The organism is Viridibacillus soli (genome assembly GCF_016612995.1).
In the GTDB taxonomy this organism is placed as follows: domain Bacteria; phylum Bacillota; class Bacilli; order Bacillales_A; family Planococcaceae; genus Viridibacillus; species Viridibacillus soli.
Window position 1 is genome coordinate 188,797 of sequence record NZ_JAEOAH010000007.1, and the last position, 15,190, is coordinate 203,986.

Annotated in this window: 17 protein-coding genes; 12 read left to right on the plus strand and 5 right to left on the minus strand. The window is 37.3% G+C overall.

What is annotated here, in order from left to right:
- Positions 1 to 76: 76 nt before the first annotated feature.
- The 3 genes from mecA (at position 77) to pepF (ending at position 3,855) form a co-directional block, all read left to right on the plus strand.
- Complete coding sequence (mecA, locus tag JFL43_RS08500) at positions 77 to 745, plus strand: adaptor protein MecA (RefSeq protein ID WP_200748688.1); 669 nt, start codon at positions 77 to 79, stop codon at positions 743 to 745.
- A 131-nt stretch (positions 746 to 876) separates the two neighbouring features.
- Entirely contained in the window at positions 877 to 1,983 is a 1,107-nt protein-coding gene (locus JFL43_RS08505) for a competence protein CoiA family protein (RefSeq protein WP_200748689.1), read from the plus strand.
- Positions 1,984 to 2,037: 54 nt separating this feature from the next.
- Positions 2,038 to 3,855 (plus strand): oligoendopeptidase F, encoded by a 1,818-nt coding sequence (gene pepF / locus JFL43_RS08510; protein ID WP_200748690.1) that lies wholly within the window; start codon positions 2,038 to 2,040, stop codon positions 3,853 to 3,855.
- A 553-nt stretch (positions 3,856 to 4,408) separates the two neighbouring features.
- Here the strand turns inward: pepF and JFL43_RS08515 are convergent.
- From JFL43_RS08515 to JFL43_RS08530, 4 genes are all read right to left on the minus strand, one after another.
- Positions 4,409 to 5,221 (minus strand): DsbA family protein, encoded by an 813-nt coding sequence (locus tag JFL43_RS08515; RefSeq protein ID WP_100794645.1) that lies wholly within the window; start codon positions 5,219 to 5,221, stop codon positions 4,409 to 4,411.
- Positions 5,218 to 5,619: a globin domain-containing protein gene (locus JFL43_RS08520; protein WP_100794644.1), complete on the minus strand. Its 402-nt coding sequence runs from the start codon at positions 5,617 to 5,619 to the stop codon at positions 5,218 to 5,220. Before JFL43_RS08520 ends, JFL43_RS08515 begins: the two co-directional genes overlap by 4 nt.
- A gap of 281 nt (positions 5,620 to 5,900) precedes the next feature.
- Positions 5,901 to 6,743 carry a lytic transglycosylase domain-containing protein gene (locus JFL43_RS23170; protein ID WP_200748691.1) on the minus strand — a complete coding sequence of 281 codons (843 nt, stop codon included), beginning with the start codon at positions 6,741 to 6,743 and terminating at the stop codon, positions 5,901 to 5,903.
- 3 nt (positions 6,744 to 6,746) lie between these two features.
- The gene (locus JFL43_RS08530; protein WP_200748692.1) at positions 6,747 to 7,334 is read right to left on the minus strand and encodes a CYTH domain-containing protein; all 588 of its coding nucleotides are present in this window, start codon (positions 7,332 to 7,334) and stop codon (positions 6,747 to 6,749) included.
- 173 nt (positions 7,335 to 7,507) lie between these two features.
- Between JFL43_RS08530 and JFL43_RS08535 the strand changes: the two genes are divergently transcribed.
- From JFL43_RS08535 to JFL43_RS08560, 6 genes are all read left to right on the plus strand, one after another.
- On the plus strand, positions 7,508 to 7,894 hold the full coding sequence (locus tag JFL43_RS08535; protein WP_200748693.1) for a UPF0738 family protein: 387 nt from the start codon (positions 7,508 to 7,510) through the stop codon (positions 7,892 to 7,894).
- Positions 7,895 to 7,914: 20 nt separating this feature from the next.
- Positions 7,915 to 8,595, plus strand: a complete 681-nt coding sequence (locus JFL43_RS08540; protein WP_100794640.1) for a GTP pyrophosphokinase — start codon at positions 7,915 to 7,917, stop codon at positions 8,593 to 8,595.
- Positions 8,592 to 9,395 (plus strand): NAD kinase, encoded by an 804-nt coding sequence (locus tag JFL43_RS08545; protein ID WP_100794639.1) that lies wholly within the window; start codon positions 8,592 to 8,594, stop codon positions 9,393 to 9,395. Before JFL43_RS08540 ends, JFL43_RS08545 begins: the two co-directional genes overlap by 4 nt.
- A 1-nt stretch (position 9,396) precedes the next feature.
- Positions 9,397 to 10,305 carry an RluA family pseudouridine synthase gene (locus tag JFL43_RS08550; protein WP_200748694.1) on the plus strand — a complete coding sequence of 303 codons (909 nt, stop codon included), beginning with the start codon at positions 9,397 to 9,399 and terminating at the stop codon, positions 10,303 to 10,305.
- Between the two features lie 352 nt (positions 10,306 to 10,657).
- Positions 10,658 to 12,034 (plus strand): magnesium transporter, encoded by a 1,377-nt coding sequence (gene mgtE / locus JFL43_RS08555; protein ID WP_200748695.1) that lies wholly within the window; start codon positions 10,658 to 10,660, stop codon positions 12,032 to 12,034.
- 26 nt (positions 12,035 to 12,060) lie between these two features.
- Complete coding sequence (locus tag JFL43_RS08560; RefSeq protein WP_200748696.1) at positions 12,061 to 12,483, plus strand: hypothetical protein; 423 nt, start codon at positions 12,061 to 12,063, stop codon at positions 12,481 to 12,483.
- Positions 12,484 to 12,664: 181 nt separating this feature from the next.
- On the opposite strand, the gene JFL43_RS08565 is transcribed toward JFL43_RS08560, so the two are convergent.
- On the minus strand, positions 12,665 to 13,180 hold the full coding sequence (locus tag JFL43_RS08565; RefSeq protein WP_200748697.1) for a CotY/CotZ family spore coat protein: 516 nt from the start codon (positions 13,178 to 13,180) through the stop codon (positions 12,665 to 12,667).
- 128 nt (positions 13,181 to 13,308) lie between these two features.
- Here JFL43_RS08565 and JFL43_RS08570 point away from each other — a divergent pair, with 128 nt between their 5' ends.
- Genes JFL43_RS08570 through JFL43_RS08580 form a run of 3 tightly spaced genes read left to right on the plus strand, consistent with a single transcriptional unit; the run spans position 13,309 to position 15,190 of the window.
- Positions 13,309 to 13,731: a hypothetical protein gene (locus JFL43_RS08570; protein WP_200748698.1), complete on the plus strand. Its 423-nt coding sequence runs from the start codon at positions 13,309 to 13,311 to the stop codon at positions 13,729 to 13,731.
- Positions 13,731 to 14,186, plus strand: coding sequence for a stage V sporulation protein AC (gene spoVAC, locus JFL43_RS08575; RefSeq protein WP_200748699.1), 456 nt, complete (start codon positions 13,731 to 13,733; stop codon positions 14,184 to 14,186). The genes JFL43_RS08570 and spoVAC overlap by 1 nt, the downstream gene beginning before the upstream one ends.
- Positions 14,186 to 15,190, plus strand: a complete 1,005-nt coding sequence (locus JFL43_RS08580; protein ID WP_200748727.1) for a stage V sporulation protein AD — start codon at positions 14,186 to 14,188, stop codon at positions 15,188 to 15,190. Before spoVAC ends, JFL43_RS08580 begins: the two co-directional genes overlap by 1 nt.

Consider the following 15,190-nt stretch of genomic DNA (forward strand, 5'->3'; position numbering starts at 1 on the left):
ATCAAGAAATTTTAAAGACTTGTTCCTAAGTGGACTCGATGCATCTATTAGTAGTGACCGAAGGGAGTTGTGTAATATGGACATCGAACGCATTAATGAGAATACACTTAAACTCTTCATTTCTTATCATGACATTGAAGAACGCGGATTCACAAAAGATGAAGTGTGGTATAACCGAGAAAAAAGTGAAGAACTCTTTTGGTCTATGATGGATGAAGTCAGCGACGAAGAATATTTTGAAGTTGAAGGACCATTATGGATTCAAGTGATAGTTCAAGAGAATGGTCTAGAATTAACTATCACACATGCCAAAATTTATAAGGACGGCCAGCATATCGAACCGCCCTTCGATATAGAAGACAAACACCGATTGATATCAGCTGCATTTGGTGGGGATGAACTAAAACCACATGAATTTGACGATTTTGATGATCTTGAGAATAGTACGATTGATGAGAATTCCGATTTTATTTTTAAATTACAGGAATTTGATGATATCATTGCACTCGCTAAAAGAATACAGGAACCGACATTATTCCATAATGCTCTGTATGAATGGGAAGGCGGCTACTATTTACAGATTCGCTTTAAAGAAGAGACGTTACATGATGAGGCTGAAGATATCTTCAGTGTTATTACTGAATTTGCTTCAGACGCAGACGTAACGATTCACATTCTTCAAGAATACGGCAAAACAGTAATGGAAAAAGACTGCTTTGAAACAGTATTAAATTATTTTGCGTAACCGACTTTGGAAACTCCTCGAATTTTGAGGAGTTTTTTTCTTGCCTTTTACCATGAAAATTCTTAAAATAGGTAAAAATAGGAGGTGTTAATATTTTAACTGCTTTGACTATAAAGAATGAGTTATTTATATTGTCTGCTACACATACTAGAGATATGCTGAAGCAATTAAGAAGGACTAGCAAATTTTACTGTCCACAATGTAAAGAGGAGCTTCAGCTTAGAATCGGTGAGCTTGTAATTCCTCATTTTTCTCACAGAAAGGATTCAAATTGCCAGCAGTTATTTTCAGAAGGTGAGTCAAAGGAGCATTTAGTAGGGAAGCGACAACTGTATTCTTTTTTTGAAAGCAAAAGAATAACTGTTCAGCTAGAGCCTTATTTAAAAGAATTATCTCAGCGTCCGGATTTATTAGTGACAGCTCAAAATGAGCAATATGCAATTGAATTTCAGTGTAGTAATATTCCGCTTAAGGATGTACAAGCACGTACAAAAGGTTATATGAATGCAGGTATTCATCCTTTATGGCTTCTTAAAACCCCTAATTTAGAGAAGCAAAAAACCGCACGCATACAACTTATTCAACTCTCTCCATTTCGTCAGCAATTTATCACAAGTCATCCCCAACATGGTTCAACCCTTCTCACTTATAATCCCATAACATCTATGTTTATGTATTATTCGCATTTATTATTCGTCCAAGGTTACCGTTTTATTGCCAAAGTTCAGCAGCTCCCGATTGCTCATCAGCATTTTCCTTTTTTGCATTTAAAAGAGCCGACAAAAGAGGAATTTCAACAGTATTGGCAATTGCATTTACAAATACGCCAACGCTTTTTAAGGCAACGCTTGTTCTTAAGTAGGAAAGGCGTACAGGACACACTCTTAAAGCGGTGTTACAGCATTCGCATATCACTTGAACAATTACCTTTATACATTGGTTTACCTGTCCGATATGCCCAGGATATTGATGTCTACATCGTAGAATGGCAGGCATGCTTATTATTTTTCTTACGAGATTGTAACTTGAGTACATCACAAGTTGATGATGAGATTATTTCAACATTTATGAAGAAGTATCCGGATTATTTTCAAGGTGATCGGGGACGAACGGCTATTATTCACTATATTTCACTATTAAAGAAGTTACGCATTCATTCGATTCAATCCACTGAAGATGAATCTAAAATTTTCCATTTGTTGCATAGGGAATTCCTTGCAAAGTGTTATGAAAATTGAGAAAATAAGTAAGTAATAGTTTCTCAGTGTATATAAATTAGGAGGTCATAGAAAATGACAACAAAATCAGAACATAAAGTATTAACGAGACAAGAGGTACCTGTTGAATTTACTTGGCGCCTTGAAGACATCTTTCCAACAGATGAAGCTTGGGAAGCAGAGTTTAAAGAAATTAGCGCTTTGGGTGAAGAAGCAGCAGGTTATAAAGGTACAGTTCAAAACGGAGCAGATGCGTTATTAGCAGTGCTACAATATTGTGATAAAGTGTTTTCAAAACTAATGCGCCTTTACACATATGCACATATGCGTTTAGATCAAGATACGGCTAATAGCTTCTATCAAGCAGTGGATAGCCGTTGCAAATCACTTCTTGCGAAAATTTCAACAAGCTTATCCTTTGTAACACCAGAAATTCTAGCTTTAGATGAAAATACAATTGAACAATATTTAGCTGAAAATGAAGAATTACAACTATATAAACATGATTTATATAAAATCAATCTTCAGCGTCCACATGTTTTACCAGCTGAGCAAGAAGCAATTCTTGCTCAAATGTCAGAGGTGGTGAGCGCATCATCTCAAACTTTCAGCACATTAAACAACGCGGATTTGCAACTCCCGGCGATTGAAGATGAAAATGGTAATCAAGTGCAATTAACACATGGTAACTACACGCATTTCTTAGAAAGCGGTGATCGCAAAGTGCGTGAAGCGGCTTTCCGTGCAATGTACAAAACATATGGTGATTTCCGTAACACATTTGCGACAACATTGGCTGGTAATGTTAAAAGCGATAATGTCAATGCACGTATACGTAAATATGACTCAGCTCGCCAAGCGGCAATGGCAGAAAATCATATTCCAGAAAAAGTGTACGATCAACTAATCTCAACAATTCACAAATACCTACCATTAATGCATCGTTACATTGCATTACGTAAAAAGGTACTTGGCGTAGATGAACTTCATATGTGGGATATTTACACACCACTTGTACAAGAATCGAAAATGGATATGCCTTATGAAGAAGCAAAAGAGCATATGCTAAAAAGCTTTGAAGTGCTTGGCGATGAGTATGTAAGTATCGTTAAACAAGGTTTAGAAGATCGCTGGGTAGATGTTCTTGAAAACAAAGGGAAACGTAGCGGTGCGTATTCTTCAGGTGCATACGGAACAAATCCATACGTTTTAATGAATTGGCAAAATAATTTAGATAATTTATTTACGCTAGTTCATGAGTTTGGTCATAGTATGCACAGTTATTACACACGCAATAACCAACCATACGTATACGGCAATTATTCTATTTTCGTTGCCGAAGTGGCATCTACTTGTAACGAGGAATTATTGAACCAATATTTATTAAATACAATTGAAGATCCGCAACAACGTATTTATTTATTAAATCACTGGTTAGAAGGCTTCCGTGGTACAATTTTCCGTCAAACAATGTTCGCTGAATTTGAGCATATTATTCACAAACTAGACCAAGATGGTGAAGCATTGACTGCTGAAAAAATGACAGAAATCTACTATGATTTAAATAAACAATACTATGGCGACGCAATCGTTGTAGATGAAGAAATCGGCTTTGAATGGGCTCGTATTCCTCACTTCTACTACAATTACTATGTGTACCAATATGCAACAGGTAAAAGTGCTGCTACCGCTCTAAGCGCACAAATCCTAGAAGAAGGACAGCCAGCCGTAGAGCGTTATATTAACAAATTCCTAAAAGCTGGTTGCTCAGACTTCCCAATCGAAGTACTTAAAGCAGCAGGCGTTAATATGGAATCTGCTGGACCAATTGAGGATGCATGCAAAGTATTCGAGAAAAATCTAGATGAACTTGAAAAATTATTGAATGTATAATAAGAGATAACAGAAGAAGCCGAGGAGAAACAATCGTTTCCCTCGGCTTTTATTCGTTTAAAAACGGGGTATTTAGGACGTGAATTTTCAGATAAATAACAAAGAGTAGGAGTTCCGCAACAAAGAGTGAGAGTTCCGCAACAAACGCAGAAAGTTCCGCAACAAACAATAATTCGACCTAATAATTCGACAAAAGTATGTGAATTTTAAGCTAAAAATACTTTAGAAAGCATGGAAACGCTTTCCTTATGACAACTTTGTGAAATCAATTCTGAATCGTTGCTATATCAATTTTTCCATGCTAAAGTGTTAGATGTGAAATAAATCACAAACAAACATACACCCCTTTGTTTGAACGTGAACATTTCTCCCATCCCCTTTGTGAAAAGGAGGCGTCTCTCGTAGAGGCGCCTCTTTTATTTTTTTATACCTTCAATTAGTAACTGTCATCAATATGTTAACTAAAAATTTGGTTGAAACGAACAAAATTTCCTAGCAATCAATTAAAAAAAGACTAGTAACGACAATTTGTCATTACTAGTCTAAATATAATTTATTTTAAGCGCCATAGCGATAATTCTTCACAATGTATGCGGTCGATTTTTTGTTGCAGCATTTTCTTTTTTAACTCCCGTTCAGCAGTTTGTACAGATATATTATAGATGGAAGCAACTTCTTTAGTTGTTAATGTATGATACCGTTTAAATAATTCATCTACTGATGGAGGCTGCTGACAAATAAGCTCGCCGTCTAATAATTCTTCTAATATTTGTTCATAAACTTCATATGAATAATTGCCACATACTTTTAAACCTTCATCTTCAATGTTTTCATTGAAAAAGACAAAGCTTGGTACTTCTTCAACATCCATTTCACGAGTAATACAAAGGTCACTTTGGAATGCACGTGCTGCTTCAATTGATCTGAAGTCAGTTTGGAATTCTTGTGTATCTAATTGGACCTCTTCAGCGATTTCGACTAGTGTAGCACAAGAACGAACGTTTTTCATATTCAACAAGGCATATTCTTGCAACTTCACTAAATAACGATAGCCTGCTTTTTTTCCTTGTAATTCAGCCGCCTTTACTGCGATCGAAGGTAGTACGGGGTGAGAAACATCAATCTCTTCATGATCACTATTACAGCTATTTACACGTTGACAATCGACATTGAGTGAAGCTAATTCTGTACTAAGAACAAAACGTAATGTAAAGTACTGATCATAATTCACTTGGAGTTTACGGATAATCGATTGTAAATTCCAACTACCAGGGTCAAGCGGATCGACAAATACATACAGTTCAATCGGCTTACTTAGAGTAGTAGTTGGTGCAACTGGAACCGGCATGACTTGAATATTATTCACTCTAATACCTCCTCGTCATTATCAGGTGAATTAATCATGTGGTGCGCTGTAAGGACGAGTCGTTTATAGTATATTTCTCGAATCTTGCCATCTAGTCCCACTTCATCCATAGCTTCAGCCATACATTCTAACCATGCTTGTGCACGTTCGGGTGTAATTTTGAAGGGCATATGGCGGGCCTTCATCATTGGATGCCCGTGCTCCTCAGTAAATAGATTAGGACCACCTAAATATTGAGTTTGAAATTGAATTTGCTTGCGGGCTGTTTCAGTTAAGTCATCAGGAAATATCGGCTTTAGCTTCGGATTTTTAGCGACTTTGGAGTAGAAAATCTCAATCATTTTAGATAGTGTTTCTTCGCCAATTTCCTCATAAGGAATAATAGGTTTTTGCGTCATTGATGATGCTCCTTTGCTTTAGCTGTAATTCTATTCTATCAACCAATAAGTTTTTTCTCAAACAAATCGATTGTTTTACATTACTTTTTTCATATAATTTTATAAAAAAAGACCACAATAGTAGATATTAGTTGTGAATAAACGTACTGCCATAAATAATTGCTAACTACTAAAATCGACATAATTTTAGTTTGAAGTCGATTTTAAGTATTATTTGCCTAGCAATATTAAGTCTAGTACTTGTCCTATCCACAATTTAATCAACCATTGTAGTCTTGAAGTTATGCTTGGTAGGTGTTCATGATTTTAGTAACATAGTTTGTTGTTTCTTTAAATGGTGGAATACCGCCATATTTGGATACATTTCCAGGTCCCGCATTATATGCAGCCAGCATTAGCCTCGTGTTGCCCCCAAATTTATCAAGCATTTGTTTCAAATATTTTGTCCCACCCATAATGTTTTGCTCTGGGTCATGGACATTTGAAACGCCGAGGAATTTTGCAGTACCTGGCATTAATTGCATAAGACCAGCAGCACCTGCATGACTAACGACGGAGTTATTAAAATTCGATTCTTGTTTAATAACCGATTTAATCAGTTTTTCAGGTATCCCGTAAGTTTCAGAAGCTTTTTTTATAATGGCATCGTACTGCTTATTTGAAGTGACGCTAGTTGGCCCAGGAATAGCATTAAATCCGGTTAATTCTTGAGTCAAAGGTGATGGATTATATGTATTATTAGACATTGAAGATGGTCTATAAACAGGTGATGTACCGCTGTAGTATAAGCTTGAGGGTGCATTACCTGAGCCTGTAGTCGATGAATTCATCGAGCCACTGCCTAATAATGAAGCATAGTCCGTACTATCGGAATTGTTTGAGTCATTTAAAAGTTGAGATAGCTTGCTATAATCTGTACCTGAGCTTGATAAGGAACTAGTTAAGCCAAGTAATTGTGACGTGTCAGTTTGAGACGTTGATGTAGAAGATGTCATCATTTCATTCATCAATTGCGTGAACATGCTTGATGAAGAGGAGGATGAATCTGTTGCTGTTAAACTGGTTGATCCCATTGATTGGAGTCCTTGAATTTCAAGGAGTGTTTTTAAAGCCGAGATATCCATCTATTAACCTCTTTTCTTATTGACGGCGGCCATGAATCGCGCAATTTTTTTATCTGCTACTCGAACGGGTATCGAATGCGCTGCTAAAAATTCTTCGAAAATCACTCTACCTGTCTCCTCATTTGTCACTTCAAATTCAAGTTCATAATCATCCGTGTCCAAATAGCGAGAATGGTCGAATACGAGAAGCCCACCATTATATTTTATTTCGGCACGTTTTGTGAAAAGTGTACCTAATAGTTGTAGCTCTTCGGGGTTAACTTGTAATTTTTTAAATCGAGTATCGACTTCTCCTGCTTTTAAAGTACCGCCATTTAGAACTGTATGCACATGCTCTTTAGTTAATAAATCTGTAGTTTCGATTAACCCAATGCCTGTTGCGGGCTCTTTTAATGTACATTCAAAGCGGCTCTGAACTTCGCGAATACGTAGGCCTGAGCATGCATTTTTTAATTGGAAATCAGCTGTATCGAAATAATGATTCGTCTGTTCGTGAAAACCTTCAGCTGGAATAGCAAAAGCGAGGCAAAGTGCCACGTATTCATTCTTCGTCAGTAGATTTTTGAACTCAATCTCTAGTTGCTGTACCATGCAAATCACCTTCTGTTTTTATGATTTTGTATAAATTAATTATAGGTGAAGTATACTCAGCATTGCAATGATTGTCGAAATGGCAAAAAGCAGAACAATTCTCCGAAAAAGTGGTTAGAATCGAGACTTACTATGATAAAATAATAGGAGATTCACGGAAAGGAAGATTGGCTTTGCGTAAAACTTATACAGTAGAAAATGGAACACAACTAGAAAATCAAATTCATTTACAATTAAATGGTGAAATGCCTAATTGTAAATGGAAAGCTGCGGGTCAGGTTATTACTGATTCAGACGAAATGGCTTTCGTCTATTTAATGGATGCAGGAGAAGGCTATCAATATATAAAATTTCCACAAACTATTTGGCCATTATTAGTCAAAACGTTACAATCTGATTCGGAGCCATTATTAACTTGGGGTGAAGAGCAGATTGAATTGGTCAACTTCCAGGATGAACTTAATGCACTTATATTTAATATTGAAGGAAATCATAATTATGGAGTAGACTTTTCAACTGCTGTTGAAGAGGCCTTTGCTGAAATATTGAACGAAGCCTGAGAAGGTTAGGGGGACTTATCGTGGGACAATGGGAACGCTTTTTACAGCCCTATAAGCAAGCCGTCGATGAATTGAAAATTAAGCTAAAAGGAATGCGTGCGCAGTTCGAGAAATCGAATGAAACGTCACCAATCGAATTCGTAACAGGACGAGTGAAACCACTGGCGAGTATTTATGATAAGACGTTAGAAAAAGGCCTAGTCTTTGAGCCGTCAGATATGCTTGCACATGAACTACAAGATATCGCTGGGGTACGTGTTATGTGCCAATTCGTAGATGATATTCCAACTGTTATTGAATTATTACGCCAACGTAACGACATAATAGTAGTAGAAGAAAGAGATTATATCACGAATGTAAAAGTTAGCGGATATCGTTCCTATCATATGATTATTGAATATCCGGTCGCGACAATCCACGGAGAAAAAAGAATTTTAGCTGAAATTCAAATTAGAACACTAGCAATGAACTTTTGGGCATCTATTGAGCATTCATTGAACTATAAATATAAGGGCATTTTTCCTGAGGAAATAAAAAATCGCCTACAAAGCGCAGCGGAGGCAGCATCCCGCTTAGATGAGGAAATGTCTTTAATTCGCGAAGAAATACAGGAAGCTCAAAAGTATTTTACGGAATACAAGGAAGCTTCCAATCCAAAAGTCAGAGATGACAATTCGAAGGGAGTCCATAAAAATCTATGAAATTTGCCGTTCAATCACGTAATGATCCTCAATCAAATGAATTAATGGAAAGAGCAATCTCTTACTTAACAGATTTTGGTTTAGAGCTAAATGAAGAAAAGCCGGATATTGTGTTATCGATTGGTGGAGATGGAACGCTACTTCATGCATTCCATCGTTATAGTCATGTATTGTCGGATGTTGCGTTTGTCGGTATTCATACGGGACATCTGGGGTTTTATGCAGATTGGAAGCCAATTGAAATAGAGAAATTGGTCATTTCTATAGCAAAGAACGATTATAAAGTAATCGACTATCCACTATTAGAAGTAACGATTAACTACCAAAATTCAGATGATAAATACACTTATTTAGCAATGAATGAATCTACTGTGAAATCATCTGAAGTGACTCTTGTTATGGACGTTGAGTTAAATGGGCGACTATTTGAACGTTTCCGTGGTGACGGTCTCTGTGTCTCTACACCTTCAGGAAGTACGGCATACAATAAAGCGCTTGGTGGTGCCATTTTGCATCCATCAATAGAAGCCATTCAAGTGACTGAAATGGCTTCTATTAATAATCGTGTGTTTCGTACAGTCGGCTCCTCACTAGTATTGCCAGCGCATCATAATTGTGTACTAAAGCCTGTGCAGGCAAAGGATTTCATGGTAACAGTCGACCACTTACAATTATTGCATAAAGATGTAAAATCAATTCAATACAAAGTGGCAAAGGAAAAGGTTCGTTTTGCTCGTTTCAGAGCATTTCCTTTTTGGCAGCGTGTACATGATTCATTCATCGATAGTGATTTGAAATAAGATGAACGATTCAAGATATCGCTTAACATTTAAAGTAGAGCAGGAGCAATTATTTAGAGATGCATTAGCTATGTGGGATATTTCTAAGCGAGCTTTAACTGCTATAAAGTTTCAAGGAGGACAACTTTTAGTAAATGATGCGGAGCAAAACGTTCGTCACATGCTACAAGTGAATGATTTGGTCACGATCATTTTTCCACCTGAGGAAATTAGTGACGGATTAGTGCCTGTGAGCGAGAAGCTAAATATCATTTTCGAAGACCATGAACTACTCGTTATTGCTAAACAACCTTATCAAAATACAATTCCTTCACATGATCATCCTACAAGAAGCGTTGCAAATTTTGTAGTCGCTCATTTTCAACAGCAGGATTTGGCTTCAACTGTGCATGTCGTCACACGTTTAGATCGTGATACATCTGGGCTCATGTGTATCGCAAAACATCGTCACATTCACCATTTAATGAGTGAAGCACAAAAGAGACATGATATTCACCGAACATATGAAGCGATTGTACATGGACATATGGAGTTACACCAACAAGAAATTATAGCCCCAATTGGTCGTAAGGAAGGCAGTATTATCGAACGTGTTGTGCGTGATGATGGCCAATTTGCGCATACAGATGTATACGTGTTAAAACGTACAACGATACAGGGTGAAGCTATTACACATATTCGTTTGAAGCTACATACAGGACGTACTCATCAAATTCGTGTACATATGGCATCTATAGGTCATCCACTCGTAGGAGATACTTTATATGGTGGCAACCGAGTATTAATAAATCGCCAAGCATTACATTGTGTAGAACTTCAACTACATCACCCTATTACAAAACAATATTATAGCTGGCAGATAGCTTTACCTAAAGATATGCAATCATTATTAATAGAACAAATGTCGTAAGGTGCTTATATTCCATAAGCACCTTATTATTAATTTCCTGGGAAATATCCTGAATGGCATTTGTAGAAAAGTACTCGCAAGTGTTAGTATTAGGGATGTTCACAGGGCTGTAACAAAAAAAATACAAAAAAGTAATTGCTCTTTTGAATGTCTACGCTCTATTATAGTAAGGTATTATTTTAACTTGATTCTGCAGAAGTCTCTCACTTCTATAAGTGGTGAGATGAATGCAACAAATGTATACAATTCAGTGGGGATTCAAACCCTAGTTGAAACTCGATAAAAAATCTGGACGCTAAATGCGCCAAGGCGAATTTGATATGACTTAACGAGTCGAGAGGAGGGGACATGCATGATAGAAGAAACAAAGGAAAAAGATGAAGTACAATTCGATGAGCAACATCTGCGTCAATTACTAGAGAACCATGAGACAGATAATTTTCGCGAAGAATTTTTAGCACTTCATCCGTATGATCAGGCACAGTTTTATGAGAAGGTGGAACCAGACATACGCCAGATTATCTATCAATACCTCTCCCCTAAAGAGATGGCTGATATTTTCGAAGCAATCGAACTCGATGATGATGAATATAAAGGCATTTTAGAGGAAATGGATACGACATATGCAGCACAAATGTTAGCAGCAATGTATACCGACGATGCGGTTGACGTTCTAAATGAATTAGACAAAGACCAAATTAGTCATTTCCTTAAAATTATGGATAAAGACTCAGCTCAGGAAATTAAAGAGCTGTTGTACTATGAGGAATATACGGCCGGTTCTATTATGACGACGGAATATGTAGCAATTCCAGAAAATTCTACGGTGCGTTCTGCTATGACGATTTTGCGCAACGCAGCCCCTGATGCGGAAACGATTTACTATTTGTTCGTTGTGGATGATTCGAATCATTTAACAGGTGTCGTTTCTTTGCGCGACTTAATCATTGCAGAAGAGGATACATTAATTCGCCAAATTATGAATGATCGTGTTGTGAGCGTAAGTGTGACGGATGACCAAGAAGCAGTTGCACAAATTATGAAGGATTATAACTTTTTAGCAGTACCCGTAATTAATTCGAAAAATGAAATGCTTGGTATTATTACAGTCGATGATATTATCGATGTAATCGATGAAGAGGCATCTGATGATTACTCTAAACTTGCTGGGGTTTCTGATATGGTAACATTTGATAAGAGTCCGTTTGCAGCAGCGAAAAAACGGTTACCTTGGCTTGTTGTATTATTATTTTTAGGTATGTTAACCGCTAATTTAGTAGATTTATTTACAGGTACTTTAGAGAAAGTGGCGGTACTTGCTGCCTTTATTCCGCTCATTGGCGGGACTTCAGGCAATAGTGGGACACAAGCATTAGCTGTTGCCGTTCGAGGAATTGCAACTGGTGATGTTGAAGATGAGAGCAAGATGAAATTATTATTAAGAGAAGCAATTACAGGTATCATTACAGGTGTTGTTTGTGGAGTTATCGCATTTGGTATCGTCTTCTTTTGGAAGCATATGTGGTTATTAGGTGCGTTAGTCGGTGCAGCAATTTGCTGTTCAATTTTCGTTGCAACAATTGCGGGCTCATTTATCCCTTTATTAATGCATAGGTTGAAAATTGACCCTGCTGTTGCATCCGGTCCATTTATTACAACATTAAATGATATTACGAGTATTTTGATTTATCTTGGAATCGCAACGATGTTCATAAGTAAATTAATGTAACTTGTTTTGTTGGTGGAGCATAGAATATGAAAAAAGGATGTGTATACATGGGGACTCGCCCACTCCTTTTTATCAAAGCTCCCCCAGCTTTTTTTATTGATATTGAAAATACCTCTGTCTTTCAAATAGTTGCTGAGGCGGTAGTAGAAGAAAATATTGAAGAAGTTATTGAAGACATGGTAACAGAAGAAGCAGTCGAACCAATACCAATCGTTATTAAGGATTCTGAAATACGCCGCAAAATTGAACGATTGCAATTTTTGTCAGCACCATTTCAACAACACGCATACAGACCATTGCAATTTAGACTAACAGATGGACGTATTATAGAAGGTATCGTCGATCTCGTATTGCAAGACGAAGTACTTTTGAAAAGCTATAGTGGTGTCGTACATCCAACGAAAATAACTGAGCTTATGGAAATTAAATGGCGTGGAAAAACATTTTAATGGCTATCCCTTTTATAGGGATAGTTTTTTTTGCAAAAAATATCTGATATTGCATAAGCTAATAAAAAAATAACACAAAAAGCCCCGAAAGTTAGCTTGCCTAACTTTGGAGCTCTTTGCCTGACACTGCTATCATCCATTTTAAAATAAAGACACTACTGTTAAGTCCTTTAACTTGCGATTAGTCACAAATACCTAAAAAGACATCTTTAATGCATTGAACTGCGCAGAAGCAATTTAAATCTACGGTAACACAGCTAGTAGACGCTTCCCAGTCTACAACTTTACATATATTTGTTAAGTCTACTTCAGTACCGCAATCCGTTAATAAGTTAGCTATATGACCACCATGTTTTATAGGAATTAATACGCGTAAAGTAGCGCAGCAACTATCGAAAATATCCTCTACTCTGAAAAAGACTGAGAAACAGTGGCGATCACCGTGTTCTGAAGTTCTAAAAAATGCTTTGAATGGTGTGCCGTCTTTGTTTAAAAGCATAAATACACGTGTATCTGAATGGTTACGTGCAGGACTCATTAATCCACCAAGAGGCTCTAAGAAACAGTTAGTTGGACATTGGCCACAACCTTCATCAATATCTTGATCTTGAATGTCTTTAATGGCGCGAACAACGTCACAAACACAACCCTTTGAGTTTTTATGCCCAACCGCATCATCATTTCTTCCACATCCCATTTTTATTTCACCTCCTTTTCAATACTCCTTATACAATATGTCACTTTCAAAATTGAACTAGGGCAACTGCCTTAGATAATGCATAATTTTTCATGAAAAACCCATACTGTTTAAAAAAAGGTGAGTATATGAAAAAACATGTCTTACGTTTCGTAACTTTAGTGTGCGTTATTCAGCTATTGGTTGCTTGTAATGGAGCGCAGAAAGAGAAATTCGCAACATTTCATGGTGAGGAGGATACAGAGTCGCAGTCAAAAATTGAAAAGCTTTTGAAAGATGAAAAGTCAATTCAAAAGGGTACTGCCGTCTTCATTGACGATATTGTATTAGTTGGTGTTGAAGTAAAACCTTTTTCAAAAATGAGAAAAGCCAAAATTGAAAAGGCTTTGCAAAAGAAATTTGAGAAGGAATTTCCGGATAAAGAAATACTAGTCAGCACAGATTTGAAAATTGCTTGGGAAGCACAGAAGCTTATGAAAAAAGAATTATCTGAAGAAGAATTGAAAAAGAAAGTTAAGAAATTACAAGAACTTGCAAAGGAAGAAACATAATGAACCCAAAAGATTATGAGCAATTACAGACGCAACTATCACCTAAAACGCCAATTCTCAAAAATGTACTGAAAGCTTTTTTAGTTGGAGGTATCATTTGTACAATTGGCCAAGCAATTACGTTTTTCTATATGGCTAATTTTGATTTTACAGAACGTACGGCCGGCAATCCGACCGTTTCAACGATGATTTTCATTGCGATGCTATTAACAGGATTTGGTCTTTATAAAAAGCTAGGTCAATTTGGTGGGGCAGGTTCAGCAGTACCAGTTACAGGTTTTGGGAACGCAGTTATTTCAGCGGCAATCGAACATAAGACGGAAGGTTTTGTTCTTGGGGTCGGCGGAAATATTTTTAAATTAGCTGGTTCTGTTATTGTGTTCGGTGTTGTGTCAGCTTTTTTAGTAGCACTTATCAAATTAATACTAGTAACGATTGGGGTGACTGACTGGTGATGGATAAAGGTGTTATTTATTTTCCTTCTAAGCCATCCATATTGGCAGCTGGAGTCGTAGTTGGTCCTTTAGAGAAGAGAAGTGTGTTTGTGCAAAACTTTGATTTAGTATATGACGATGAATTGGCAGACCAAAAGACAAATGAGCAAGGACATCAGATTATGATTGAAGAAGCTGCTCAAATCGCATTACAAAAAAAGAAGCTGACAAAAGATTCGCTTGATTTTTTTATCGGAGGAGATTTGGTTAATCAGATGACACCGACGAATTTCGCGGCTGCCACTATTGCAAGTCCTTTTATCGGTATGTACTCGGCTTGTGCAACTTCTACATCATCCGTTATTATCGCTAGCTTATTAACTGAGTTAGGAGGTAGCCAATATGCACTTGCTGGCGCCGCAAGTCATCATAACGCCATTGAAAGGCAATTTCGCTATCCAGTTGATTATGGAGGACAAAAGCCAGCAACGGCACAGTGGACTGTAACAGCTGCTGGTTATGCACTTATTGGCAAACATCAAGAAGGGGAACCATGTATTGAAGCCGCAACTATTGGTAAAGTGGCAGATTTTCAGCAATCGGATCCATTTCATATGGGGGCTGCAATGGCACCGGCAGCATTTTCAACCATACAACAACATTTAAAGGGTAGAGGCCAAACGGTGCAAGATTACGATGTCATTATGACGGGCGATCTTGGTAAAGTAGGTTTACCTATTTTAAAGGAAATGTTGAGACAAGCTGGTTTGACGACAAAGCAGCTAGAAACAGTTCGGGATGGCGGAGCAGAATATTATGGTGATAATCCGTTATTTTTAGCCGGGGCAAGCGGAGCAGGCTGTTCTGCTTCCGTATTTTTTAGCGAAATATTAGCTGAACTAAAAAGTGGACGGATGAAACGGGTACTTTTAGTAGCAACAGGTGCTTTATTATCTCCGTTATCAGTGCAGCAGAATCAATCGATTCCAACCGTTGCACATGCAATTGAAGTAACGATGAAATGA